The 12,583-nt window shown below is 62.8% G+C and carries 10 protein-coding genes; 3 read left to right on the forward strand and 7 right to left on the reverse strand.

Annotation, left to right across the window (positions count from 1 at the left end):
- Positions 1-148: 148 nt before the first annotated feature.
- Positions 149-2,002, reverse strand: a complete 1,854-nt coding sequence (locus tag K7I12_RS04680) for a TonB-dependent receptor domain-containing protein (protein WP_231663215.1) — start codon at positions 2,000-2,002, stop codon at positions 149-151.
- Positions 2,003-2,804: 802 nt separating this feature from the next.
- Positions 2,805-3,590 (reverse strand): glycerophosphodiester phosphodiesterase family protein, encoded by a 786-nt coding sequence (locus K7I12_RS04685; protein ID WP_051907611.1) that lies wholly within the window; start codon positions 3,588-3,590, stop codon positions 2,805-2,807.
- A 242-nt stretch (positions 3,591-3,832) separates the two neighbouring features.
- Here K7I12_RS04685 and K7I12_RS04690 point away from each other — a divergent pair, with 242 nt between their 5' ends.
- Together K7I12_RS04690 and K7I12_RS04695 are read left to right on the forward strand one after the other, a co-directional pair.
- On the forward strand, positions 3,833-4,405 hold the full coding sequence (locus K7I12_RS04690; protein ID WP_231663218.1) for a hypothetical protein: 573 nt from the start codon (positions 3,833-3,835) through the stop codon (positions 4,403-4,405).
- 88 nt (positions 4,406-4,493) lie between these two features.
- Entirely contained in the window at positions 4,494-5,471 is a 978-nt protein-coding gene (locus K7I12_RS04695) for an NADPH:quinone reductase (RefSeq protein WP_231663220.1), read from the forward strand.
- Between the two features lie 71 nt (positions 5,472-5,542).
- Here the strand turns inward: K7I12_RS04695 and K7I12_RS04700 are convergent, their stop codons facing one another.
- From K7I12_RS04700 to K7I12_RS04715, 4 genes are all read right to left on the reverse strand, one after another.
- A complete protein-coding gene (locus K7I12_RS04700; RefSeq protein ID WP_231663223.1) occupies positions 5,543-7,993 on the reverse strand; it encodes an acyl-CoA dehydrogenase in 2,451 nt (816 codons plus the stop codon).
- A 395-nt stretch (positions 7,994-8,388) separates the two neighbouring features.
- Positions 8,389-10,029 carry a chaperonin GroEL gene (groL, locus tag K7I12_RS04705; RefSeq protein WP_031383873.1) on the reverse strand — a complete coding sequence of 547 codons (1,641 nt, stop codon included), beginning with the start codon at positions 10,027-10,029 and terminating at the stop codon, positions 8,389-8,391.
- A 78-nt stretch (positions 10,030-10,107) separates the two neighbouring features.
- A complete protein-coding gene (locus tag K7I12_RS04710) occupies positions 10,108-10,401 on the reverse strand; it encodes a co-chaperone GroES (RefSeq protein ID WP_231663225.1) in 294 nt (97 codons plus the stop codon).
- Positions 10,402-10,581: 180 nt separating this feature from the next.
- Positions 10,582-11,094 carry an FxsA family protein gene (locus K7I12_RS04715; protein ID WP_231663230.1) on the reverse strand — a complete coding sequence of 171 codons (513 nt, stop codon included), beginning with the start codon at positions 11,092-11,094 and terminating at the stop codon, positions 10,582-10,584.
- Between the two features lie 158 nt (positions 11,095-11,252).
- Here K7I12_RS04715 and K7I12_RS04720 point away from each other — a divergent pair, with 158 nt between their 5' ends.
- Positions 11,253-12,014, forward strand: coding sequence for an SDR family oxidoreductase (locus tag K7I12_RS04720; protein WP_231663233.1), 762 nt, complete (start codon positions 11,253-11,255; stop codon positions 12,012-12,014).
- Between the two features lie 76 nt (positions 12,015-12,090).
- Here the strand turns inward: K7I12_RS04720 and K7I12_RS04725 are convergent, their stop codons facing one another.
- The gene (locus tag K7I12_RS04725) at positions 12,091-12,360 is read right to left on the reverse strand and encodes a ComEA family DNA-binding protein (protein WP_031383869.1); all 270 of its coding nucleotides are present in this window, start codon (positions 12,358-12,360) and stop codon (positions 12,091-12,093) included.
- Positions 12,361-12,583 lie beyond the last annotated feature (223 nt).

Raw genomic sequence — 12,583 nt, forward strand, 5'->3', positions numbered from 1 at the left:
GTATAACCAGTCCGAAGCTAGGATTTTCAATAGGGGCGATGGTGCCCGGGAGCATCCCGCTAACGAACTCCTGTTAACGACCAACGTATAATGCCGGTAATGCATGGCGCGGGCTACCCATGCCATGCATACCGACACCACCGTGACTTTACAGGCGCAGGGTGATGCCTCCCTCGATATAGCGATCCTGGGTAGTGTAGCCATCGACCAGTTGATAGCGCTTGTCGAGTGCGTTCTCGAGCTTGGCGGAAAGCTCGATCATCGGCGTCACCTGCCAGGCGGTGCGCAGGTCGACTACACCGTAGCCGGCAGTGGTGGTATCACCGTAAGGGAAGGAGAACTGCGTATCGCGACGGTCACCAGCGGCGCGCAGGGTGGTTCCAAGGGACCAGGCAGCGAATCTGTAGTCGGCATCGAGACGAGCGAAGATCCGGGCGCGACGCTTGAGGCGATCGCCGGTGTCTCGGTTCTCGGGATCCTGGTAGGTCAGGCTGGCGCGCAGGCTGAGGCCTGCCTGCTGCCAGCCGCCGCTCAACTCGACGCCCCGAATGCGCGATTCATCCACGTTATAGGGAATATAAGTCGCCGCATCGTAGCTGATTAGATCGTCGATTCGGCTCTCGAAGGCGGTGACTCGTGCGTCCCACGGGCCGCGATTCAAGGCCCAGAAGGCTTCCAGTGTCTTCGAGGTTTCGGCATCGAGATCCGGGTTGGTGCCGTAAGGGCCATAGAGATCGATCAGGTTGGGTGCCTTGAAGGCGGTGCCATAACTGACGCCGATCCGCTGAAACTGGGTCAGCCGATAGGCATAACCCAGATTGCCGGTGGTTTCGTCACCGAAACGCGAATCGTCGTCGTAGCGCAGCGATGCCGACAGCTCATGGGCGCCGTACTGGCGTTGAACCATGGCGTATAGGCCATAGTTTTCGCGACTGTCCTTCTGATATTGCGAGCCGTAGGCGTAATCGTCGTAATCGAGCCGTTCCTCGCGGTAGTCGAGACCTAGAACATCGACGCCATTGGTTCGCGTGAAGCGATGCTGCACTCCCAACTCGTTGCGGTGCGACGCCGTGCGGCTGTTGCGGTCGCCGGCATAACGCTCTTCTCGTTGCTCGTCGAAATGACCGGCGGTGAGAATCATGTTCCAGTCGGGCTCGAGAGCGACGTCAAGTTGTCCGCCAAAGGTCTGCAGATAACCTTTGGTTCGGCAGTCCTGTGAAGCTCCCGGGGCCCCGGCGGGGTAGCAGTCGTCATACTCGGTATCGATGTTCTGGCGCAGGGCGTTGAAGCTGAAATCAAGCCGATCGTTGAAACGCTGGGATAGACCCAGTTGGCCGCCTTCGCGCTCGAAGCCGTCACGTTCGCCGCTGGTGTCGGCCCGGGTCGCATTGAAGCCGTCGCCGTCGCGGCGAAACAGCGTGGCATCGAGGCGTGTGTCGGCGTCGCCGATGGCGAATCGCGCATTCTGACGGTAGCTGTCGTCGCTGCCGGCACGCGCGCTCAAACTGGCCTGAGTGCCGGTGGCCCGGGCATCGCGGGTGAATATCTGGATGACGCCGCCGATGGCATCGGCGCCATAGGCTGCGGCGCGGGGTCCGCGCACGATCTCGATGCGTTCGATGGCCGCTGGCGGCAGGAACTCCAGGCTGGCGCCGCCGCTGGCCGCCGAGTTGATGCGCACGCCATCGACGAGAATCAGGGTTTGATCGGATTCGCTGCCGCGCAGGAACAGGCTCGACTGGGCGCCCGGTGCGCCGTTCTGGGTCAGCTCGATGCCGGCGCGGCCCTGCAGCAGTTCGACCACCGAGCTGGCCTGCAGCCGTTCGATCTCCGCGCGTTCGATGACGGTGGTGCTGGCCATCACGTCGGCTTGCGATTGCGGCAGGCGGTTGGCCGTCACCTGGACGGTGTTCAGACGTTGCTCGGCCTGTGCCGTGTTGAGCAACGGAGCGGCGGTTGCCAGGCCGACAGCCAGCCAGAGCGAATGGTTCTGATAGTGCATGGAATGATCCTCAAGCGCGCAGAGTTATACGCGATGAGGAGGACACAGGGTGACGACAGCCCGGAAGGGTCGCGACGCGATCGCTCGCAAGAGGGAGAAGGACCACGCACGCCGGTCGTCACTGGCGAAGCCCTCCGCATCAGCCAGTGAAGAGACGCAGGCCGGTCTCCGGACTAACGCGCGCGAGGCGATTGACAGACGAATTGCATCTGTCGCCTCGCATCGATGACGCCTTCCCACCCGGCGGGCAGTGGCTTGATCGTTCGGGCTAGCCGGCGTTGCCGGTCATTTTGCGAGGCTTGGTCCGAAAAGTGCCTGCGCTCGACCATGCGGCGTTAAAAATTGGCTCAAAGTACTCATTTACAACCCGTAAACTCCGTCTTTTCGCCAATTTTTGCCTTGCCTGGCCATCGCTCGTCGACTTTTCAGACGAAGCCGAGATCGGTCATCGATGGAACGCGAACACCGTTGCGGGGGCAGTGCGGGGGTCTCACCCGCTTCCCGAGCACCCGTGTCTCGACGGTGGGGGATTCTGCGGGCGAGAGGCGGGCAAGTCAACGTGGCTGGCGTCTGGCAGCGCTCGCATGTCGCAAAAGCCCGGTCGTCCCTGACCGGGCATCGCGCTGTGCATCCTTGCTGTCCCGTTGGGCTTGTCCATGCTCAACGCAATAACAATGGCACAGCCGATAAAGATTGCTTTAACGTGGGTTAATTAGCCGCAAAAAAGTCGATGCCTGCTAAGCCAAGCAGCACTCGGCCGGCCTGCTATGCCTGGATGCTGGCCGGCGGCGTTGCATGCCCGTCAATCGGCGCTGGCAAGCCGCGCATATTCCGGGTCGAGACGCAGCGGATCGTCGCTGATCGCGCCGTCGACACCCCAGGCGCGCAACCGCTGATAGACGTTGCGCTCGTTGACGGTGTAGCACAGCAACCGATAGGGGCTGGCGGCGATGCTTCGCGCAAGCGCCGGCTTCAGGCGATGCCAGTCGACGTGCAGGCTGTAGGCGTCGAGCGCTTCGGCCTGCGCCAGCCAGGTGCGGGGCGCTCTGTCGTAGAGCAGGCCCAGGCGCAGTCGCCGTGCATCCGGCTGCATGCCCCGCAAGGCGCGCAGCGCGCGGATATCGAATGACGAGACGATCAACCGTTCGCTGGGCAGGCGTTGCAGCGTGGGGGGCAGGGCGGCGGCGACCAGCGCCTCTGCATCGCGACCGCGCCCGACCTTGATCTCCAGGTTGAGGCCCATTCCGAGACGCTCGATCAGCGCCAGCATTTCGTCGAGCGTCGCCATGCCCTCGCCGGCAAACGCCGGCGAGAACCAGCGGCCGGCGTCGAGTCGTCGGGCCGCCGCCAGATCGAGCCGGCTCAGGCGTCCGCCGACCCCGGCGCAGCGTTTCAATCCGCTGTCGTGCCAGATCACCGGAGTACCGTCGCCGAGCAACTGGACGTCGAGCTCGACCCAGCCGCAGCCGGCCTCGTGGGCCGCCTGCACCGCGGCCAGAGTGTTCTCGGGCGCGTGCGCCGATAGCCCGCGATGGGCGATCAGCGCCGGTGGGGCGTGGTCATCCGCTTCGGCTTCGGTGTGCGTCATAGGCTTAATGTGCAGGCTGGCGGTCATGGCGGGCGTTCTCTCGGGTGGCATCATTCGGCCTGCCCGTACCGCTTGATTCGAATTCAGGCAGTCGGGCAGCGCTAGCGTATCATTTATTCTGAAACGCGCATCTTGCCGTTGCATGACCATGGCGCGCGCAAGCGAGAAAGCGGCGAAAGCAGTGGCGGCGATGTGCTAGGCTGCGACGCCGATATCTCAAGGCCGTGATGAGCGGAGAATTCATGAGAGTAGTCAATGTGAAGGACAAGGCCCAGTGCGAAGCTTGCCTGGCGCGGTTGTGCGTCGAGGTCTTCGGCCGCGAGGCGGGCATCGTGCCGCTGGCGAGCTTCGCCGGTACGCTGGGTATTCTGATGCGCCAGGAAGCCGCCCAGGTGCTGGCGCTGACCGATCGCGACAGCCGGCCGGTGGCGCTGGCCCTGCTGGTGCTCGATGCCGAGGGCCGCAGCATGGAGCTGGCGATGCTGCAAGGCCTGCCCAGCGACAGCGTCATCCAGCCCGGCGAGGCGCTGGTCAGCGAGCTGGCCCACAAGGCCCCGTTGCGGGTCAACGCCGGCGACGCCGATCAGCAGGCGATGTTCACGCGCTGCGGGATCGAACGCTGGTTCGACGAGCCACGCGGGCTACGCGTCGGTCTCGGCCCCAGGCACCCGGCCTCGGGGCTCGACGATCTGCCGCAGAGCCTGGGCTTCGATCAGGATGCGATCATCCAGTCGTTCAAGCAGGATCGCGAGGTGTTCGAGGGCTACAAGCGGCGCTTCGTCACCGGGCTCGAGAACTTTCCCGAGAGGCTGTAGTGCCTGTCCATGCCGCGATTCTGGCCTTGCCCGTCGCGCGCTTGTAAGGTGAGACGATCCCATCGAGCGATAAAGGAAGCATTGCGTCATGGCCAAGCGAATCCAGTTTTCCCGCACCGGCGGCCCCGAGGTCCTGGAATACGTCGATAGCGAGCCCGGCGAGCCCGCGGCCGGCCAGGTACGGGTCAAGAATCATGCAGTGGGCCTGAACTTCATCGACATCTATTTCCGCACCGGACTCTACCCGGCGCCGGGCCTGCCTTCCGGCCTGGGTACCGAGGGTGCGGGCGTCGTCGACGCCGTCGGCGAGGGCGTCGCTCACTTGAAGCCCGGCGACCGCGTCGCCTATGCCCAGGGCCCGCTGGGCGCCTACGCCGAACTGCATGTGCTGCCGGCCGACAAGGTCGTGGTGCTGCCCGACGGCATCGATTTCGAGACCGCGGCGGCGTCGATGCTCAAGGGTCTGACGACCCAGTATCTGCTGCGCCAGACCCATCGCGTCGAGCAGGGCGAGACGATTCTGTTCCATGCCGCCGCCGGCGGGGTCGGGTCGATCGCCTGCCAGTGGGCACGAGCGCTGGGCGTCAAGCTGATCGGCACCGTCAGTTCGGCGGAAAAGGCCGAGCTGGCGATCAGCAACGGCGCCTGGGCGACCATCGACTACACCCGCGAGAACGTCGCTGAACGGGTGCGCGAGCTGACCGGCGGGGCGATGGTACCGGTGGTCTACGATTCGGTGGGCAAGGATACCTGGGAAACCTCACTCGATTGCCTGCAAAAGCGCGGCCTGATGGTCAGTTTCGGCAACTCCTCGGGGGCGGTCGAGGGTGTCAATATCGGCATCCTCAATCAGAAGGGTTCGCTGTTCGCCACGCGGCCGAGCCTCAACGGCTATGCCGACACCCGCGAGCGCTTCGAGGCGATGTGCCAGGACCTGTTCGGGGTACTGGCAAGCGGCCAGGTGAAGGTCGACATCGCCCAGCGCTTTGCGCTGGAGAAGGCCGGCGAGGCCCAGCAGGCCCTGGCCTCGCGCCGGACCACCGGTTCGACCGTGCTGCTGCCGTAATATCGAGCGCTCAAAACTCAACGCCCGGCCATTTGGCCGGGCGTTGAGTTGGTCGATGCCGACGTGCATACCTAACCGGCCGCGTGCCAGACCACCTTGTCCTTCTGCGTGGCGAAGGCGTCGAAGGCGAAATCGTCGACGCTGAGCATCTCCAGCACCTCCCGTTCGTAGGCGCGCATGAAGGCAGCGTCTGCGTCGTCGATCAGGCCCGCTTCCACGGCCGCTTCGAGGCGTTGTTCGGGATGCAGCGCCTCGGCGGGCAGGTCGCCCTTGGCGTAGGCCTTGCCGATCGCCCGGTACAGCGGCTCGGCACGCGGATAGTCGGCGAGCAGGGCGTTGTAGCGGGCCAGTGGATTGTCCTGCTCCTCCTCCTGCTGGGTGCTCCAGGTATAGGCGATCAGCTTGGCGCGCAGCGGCGTGGCGGTGGAGATCGCCTGGGCGATTTCTCGGGTCAGGGTGTCGTCGGGCTTGCGCCACTTGCGCCCCAGCGGCAGCACGATCACCGCCAAGGTGCGCGCCAGGCCCCGGGTGGGCAGGTTATCGAAGAGTTCGACGAAGGCCTGCTCGGCACGGTAGAGCAGCGTGCGACAGCTGTAGTGGAACAGCGCCGCCTCGTGCTCGACGTTGTCGCCCTCGTGCCACTGCTTGATCAGCATCGACGCCAGGTACAGATTCGAGAGCACGTCGGCGAGGCGTGCCGAGAGCATCTCGCGTTTCTTGAGGCTCGAGCCCAGGCTGGCCATGGCGGCGTCGGCGCACAGCCCGAAGCCGGCCGACAGACGCATGATGTCGCGGGCATAGGGCGTGGCGATCTCGTCGAAGGGCACGCTCGGCCGCGACAGGCCCAGCCCCTGGGTCAGGGCGCGGGCGGCGTTGCCGAAGATCAGCCCGACGTGGCGGAAGAACGCGCGGTCGAAGGCCTGCCGGTCGTCGCTGTCCTTGGCCGCCAGTTCCTCGAGCACGTAGGGATGGCAGCGAATCGCCCCCTGGCCGAAGATCATCAGGTTGCGGGTCATGATGTTGGCGCCCTCGACGGTAATCGATACCGGCACCGCGCTCCAGCCCAGGCCCAGATAGTTGCGCGGCCCGAGAGTCACCGCCTTGCCGCCGTGCACGTCCATGGCGTCGCCGAGGATGCTGCGCTGGAACTCGGTGAGCTGACTCTTGAGGATCGCCGAGGGCACCGAGGGCTTGACGCCGTGATCGATCAGGTTGGCGGTCTGCATCACCGCGGCCTGGGCGATGTAGGCGTGCGCGGTGAGCCGCGCCAGCGGTTCCTGCACGCCCTCCATCTCGGCGACGGGCATATTGAACTGGCGGCGGATGCGGGTGAAACCGCCCGACCAGCCGGCGGCATAGCGACCCACGCCGGCCGCCCCCGAGGGCAGCGTGATGCAGCGCCCCACCGACAGGCACTCGACCAGCATGCGCCAGCCGTGGCCGGCCATCTCGGGGCCGCCGATGATGGTGTCCAGCGGAATGAACACGTCGCGGCCAACGATCGGGCCGTTCATGAACGGACTGCCGATCGGATGGTGGCGGCGGCCGATCTCCATTCCCGGCGTGTCGCGGGGAATCAGCGCGCAGGTGATGCCCAGGTCGCTCTCGTCGCCGAGCAGCTTGTCGGGGTCGAACATCCGGAACGCCAGGCCGACCACGGTGGCGATCGGGGCAAGCGTGATCCAGCGCTTCTCGAAGGTCAGCTTGAGACCCAGCACCTCTTCGCCGTTATGCATGCCGCGGCACACCACGCCGACATCGGGCAGCGAGGTGGCGTCCGAGCCGGCGCGCGGCCCGGTCAGGCCGAAGCAAGGAATGTCACGACCGTCGGCGAGCCGCGGTAGATAATGGTTCTTCTGCTCCTCGGTGCCGTACTTGAGCAGCAGCTCGCCCGGCCCCAGTGAATTGGGCACGCCGACCGAGATCATCAACGTCTCGTTGACCACCAGCTTCTGCAGCACCGCCGATTGCGCCTTGGCCGAGAAGCCCAGGCCACCGTACCGCTTGGGGATGATCATGCCGAAGAAGCCTTCCCGGCGCAGGTAGTTCCATAGCGCCTCGGGCAGGTCGGCGCGCTCGCGGGCGATCTCCCAACTGTTGCACATCCCCGCCGCCACCGAGCATTGGTGTTCGAGGAAGTCGCGTTCCTCGTCGCTCAGGCCGTCGTTGCGGTAGTCGAGCAGGCGCTGCCACTGCGGGCGCCCCGAGAACAGCTCGCCGTCCCAGGAGACGGTGCCGGCCTCGAGCGCCGAGCGTTCGGTGTCGGAGACCCTGGGCGCGACTTTCTTGAAGGCCGCGAAGATGCGTGGCGTGAGCCAGGCCCGGCGCAATGCCGGCAGCCCGCAGGCGGCGACTGCGCCAGCGACGATCAGCAGCAGGATGCCGGTCACCGGCGCGCCGGTCAGCAGGCCGGCCAGGCCGAGTATGCCGGGCACGGCGACGGCGGCCAGCGCACCGGCTTCGCGTTGCATGACGATGATCAGGCCGACGGCGGCCAGGACGATGAGCAGGGTTTCGATCATGGAGGCTCTCCGGAGCGTGCAGCGATGAGCTGGCGGAACCGATTCGAACAGATGTTTGAATCCACTCAGCCTAGAGTATTTGCCGCGTCCTGCCTAGACCGGATGTTGCATCAGGTGCCGTGATGATCGCGCAGATAATGGGTTTCACAGAAGTTTTTCCGATCGAGCGCCGTACCGGGGTGTACGCTCGAGTGAGGAAAAATTGGGTTCTTCGCAGATCAGCGTGAAACAGGCAGGAGATCCTGCCGGGGCGCCGCGAGCGATCGTATTCGACCGGTCAGCCCCAGGCCACACAAGTACTGCGCCAAGAAAATGCCAGTCAGCGTTAGCTGACTGGCATTGTGCCTAAAGGCGGTCTTAAGTGTCACCGCAAGCAGTGACAGAAAGCGGACAGCTTACATCATGCCGCCCATACCGCCCATGCCGCCCATATCGGGGGCACCACCGGCTTCCTTCTCGTCCGGATCTTCGGCGATCATGGCTTCGGTGGTGATCATCAGGCCTGCCACGGAACCGGCGGACTGCAGCGCAGAGCGAGTCACCTTGGCCGGGTCGAGGACACCCATCTCGAACAGATCGCCGTATTCGCCGGTCTGCGCGTTATAACCGAAGTTGCCTTCGCCGTCCTTGATGCGATTGACGATGACCGAAGCTTCTTCGCCAGCGTTGGTCACGATCTGGCGTAGCGGAGCTTCCATCGCGCGCAGCGCGATAGAGATACCGTGAGTCTGGTCTTCGTTGTCGCCCTTGAGTCCCTGAATCTTGGTCAGGATACGGATCAGCGCGGTACCACCGCCAGGCACCACGCCTTCTTCGACGGCCGCGCGAGTAGAGTGCAGCGCGTCTTCGACGCGGGCCTTCTTCTCTTTCATCTCGACTTCGGTAGCGGCACCGACGCGAATGACGGCTACGCCACCGGCCAGCTTGGCGACGCGTTCCTGAAGCTTCTCGCGGTCATAATCGGAAGAGGTTTCTTCGATCTGGGCGCGAATCTGGCCGACACGCGCTTCGATGTCCCCCTCGGAACCGGAACCATCAATGATGGTGGTGTTTTCCTTGGACATGGTGATGCGCTTGGCGCTGCCCAGGTGATCCAGGTTGGCCTGCTCGAGGGTCAGACCCACTTCCTCGGAGATCACGGTGCCGCCGGTAAGGATGGCGATATCCTGGAGCATGGACTTGCGACGATCGCCGAAGCCGGGCGCTTTGGCAGCCGCAACCTTGACGATGCCGCGCATGTTGTTGACGACCAGTGTCGCCAAGGCTTCGCCTTCGATGTCTTCGGAGATGATCACCAACGGCTTGCCGGCCTTGGCAACGCTCTCGAGCACGGGAAGAAGCTCGCGGATGTTGGAGATCTTCTTGTCGACCAGCAGCAGGAGCGGGTCTTCCAGCTCGACCGCCATGGTTTCCTGGTTGGTGACGAAGTAGGGCGAGAGATAACCGCGGTCGAACTGCATGCCTTCGACGACTTCCAGCTCGTCTTCGAAACCACGGCCTTCGTCGACGGTAATGACACCTTCCTTGCCGACTTTCTCCATTGCCTCGGCGATGATCTGACCGATGCGCGCATCACCATTGGCGGAAATGGTGCCGACCTGGGCGATCGCCTTGGAATCGGTACAAGGCACGGCGAGCTGCTCGATCTCCTTGACGGCAGCAACCACGGCCTGATCGATGCCGCGCTTGAGATCCATCGGGTTCATGCCGGCAGTGACGCCCTTGAGCCCTTCGTTGACGATGGACTGTGCCAGGACGGTAGCCGTCGTGGTGCCGTCGCCAGCGACGTCGGACGTCTTGGAAGCGACTTCCTTGACCATCTGGGCGCCCATGTTCTCGAAGCGATCCTTGAGCTCGATCTCCTTGGCGACGGAAACGCCGTCCTTGGTGACGGTCGGAGCGCCGAAGGATTTCTCGAGCACTACGTTGCGGCCCTTCGGACCCAGCGTGGCCTTGACGGCGTCAGCCAGTACGTTAACGCCGCGCGCCATGCGCTTGCGTGCATCATCTGAGAACTTGATCTGTTTCGCTGCCATTTTCGTAACTTCCTGAAATTAGTGCGATGAACGAAATAGTGATAACCCTACGGGAACGAGTACGAGCCCGCCCGTTGATCAGCCTTCAACGACGGCGAGAATGTCTGTCTCGCTCATGATCAGAACTTCTTCACCCTCGATCTTCTGTTTCTCGACGCCGAAGCCTTCCTTGAAGATGACGGTGTCACCGACCTTGACGTCCAGCGGGCGTACCTCTCCGCTATCGAGAATCCGGCCATTACCGATGGCGAGGACTTCGCCCCGAGTCGGCTTTTCCTGGGCGTTGCCCGGAAGCACGATACCGCCAGCGGTTTTCTGTTCTTCTTCGACGCGACGGACAACGACGCGATCGTGCAAGGGACGGATGTTCATTGCTCACGTTCTCCTGATGGTTACATGACTCAAACGCATTTCCCTGATGAGCAAGGCTCACGGGCGGCGAGCGATCCTCGCCGGTGTTGATGGTCTGCGGCCTGGCCGCCTACCGAAGCTTATCGCTGATCACTTGATGGGGCCTCGCCATGGCCTTTCAAGGCCTCCGATGAAAAAAATTCACCGCCGCGTTTCATCGCGTCCCAGGAAGTCTCCTTCCAGGGGGTCGTTGCTACGGGAGGTCTTTTCCTCTGAAGCATCGCTGCGGTCAGATGTGGGGTTGACATCCTCGCTCCACCCCGTATTCCCGGGGCGATAACGCGAGTGCATCGAGTAAATGCTCATACGTCCAGGTAGCTTCTTCAATAGCCTGCCGAGCAAACGGCGCGAATTCGGCAACAGGCACATGAAGCCCAAGGCGTCGGAAAGAAAGCCGGGCGCCATGAGCAGGGCGCCGCCGAAAATCAATGCAGCACCGGTCATTAGCTCGTCGGAAGGAATTTCGCCTTGCGCGAACCGCTGTTGCGCACGCTGGAGCGTGGAGACGCCTTCCCGCTTGACTAGATGTAGTCCCAGGAAACCAGTGCTTATGACAAGCACCAAGGTAGTCAGTAGCCCGATCTGCGAGCCGACCGAAAACAGGATGACGAAGTCCAGCAAGGCAAATAACGTGAAGAACAATAAGATCGGCATAGGCTCTCCCATGAATTCATACAACCGAGATGGAGGCGCTTGCGCAAAAAGCAAGTTTGCTGGCCTTGCTCAGTCGCAATGATGGCAGGTGGACGGGATGGCGTGCTACCTTTCCTTATATTGCGCCGCACAACACAACCTGCTCGAAGGAGAATGTCATGGAACTCAATGGTGCCGTCATTGTGATAACCGGCGGGGCTCAGGGACTGGGGCTTGCCATGGCCAAGTTGCTAGGTGAGTGCGGCGCGCGACTGGCACTCGTGGACCGGGAGGAGGAAAGCCTGGTTCAGGCCACGGGGCAACTTGCCGAGTTGGGCATCGTTGCTGAAGCGTTCGTGGCGGATATCGCCCAAGAGGATGCTGTAGAGCGCTGCTTCGCAAGGATACAAGATCGACTGGGACTGCTATCGGGGCTGGTCAATAATGCGGGCATCACCCGTGACGGCCTTCTGGTCAAGGCCAAGGACGGCCGGGTCGAGAAAACCATGTCCCTTTCCCAGTGGCAGCAGGTTCTCGATGTCAACCTGACCGGCGTCTTTCTCTGTGGGCGTGAGGCGGCTCGCCAGATGATCGACAACGGCCTGCAGGGGGTCATTGTCAATATCTCCAGTATCTCTCGTGCCGGTAACATGGGGCAGAGCAACTACGCCGCGGCCAAGGCTGGCGTCGCCTCGTTGACCGTGACCTGGGCAAAGGAGTTGGCTCCCCACGGCATTCGCGTCGGCGCCGTGGCGCCGGGATTCATCGAGACTGAAATGACATCATCGATGCGTTCCGACGTGCTGGAGAAAATAACCAAAGGCATTCCGTTGGGGCGACTTGGCCAGCCCGAGGATATCGCTCAAAGCGTTCGCTATATTTTCGAGAATACTTATTTCAGCGGGCGCGTTATCGAATGCGATGGTGGGTTGCGCATCTAGCACCAAACCCGGCCATGCCGGCGGGCATAACGGGCATGCTTGCCGGCATGCTCGTTATGCACGGATGGCATAGAAGTTAGAAAGTTATCTGTTCACGCAGGTTGTCGATGGTGCCTTCGCCGATTCCGTCGACGCGAGCGAGATCGTCAGCGGTTTGGTAACTGCCGTTGTTCTTGCGATCCATGACGATGGCGCGCGCCTTCACCTCACCGATGCCGGGGAGTTGAGCCAAGGTCACTTCGTCAGCGGTATTGACGTTGATCTGAGTCGTTTCCTGAGCCGCCACTGACGAGGATGCCATGGCAATGGCCAGCGAGATGAGCACAGCCTTGAGCAGTTGGGACATCTTTCCTCCTTTCTTGTCGTTCTGATGCTGATTTTATTGATTTCGGCGAGTTACCGTTCTCACCCTAAAGCAATCGGTACCGCGGCGATGTTGGCGTATTCGTCATTTCATGTAAGCTATTGACGATAGATGGTGTCAGTCTTTTGCCATTTGTTGCTTGTCGTCAGGCTGCAGTTCGCTCGGGCGGGGCTGATATACTAGCGGTCATTTGTCGCTATTGGAG

It is taken from the genome of Halomonas sp. IOP_31, from assembly GCF_021151495.1.
GTDB classification, from domain to species: domain Bacteria; phylum Pseudomonadota; class Gammaproteobacteria; order Pseudomonadales; family Halomonadaceae; genus Modicisalibacter; species Modicisalibacter zincidurans.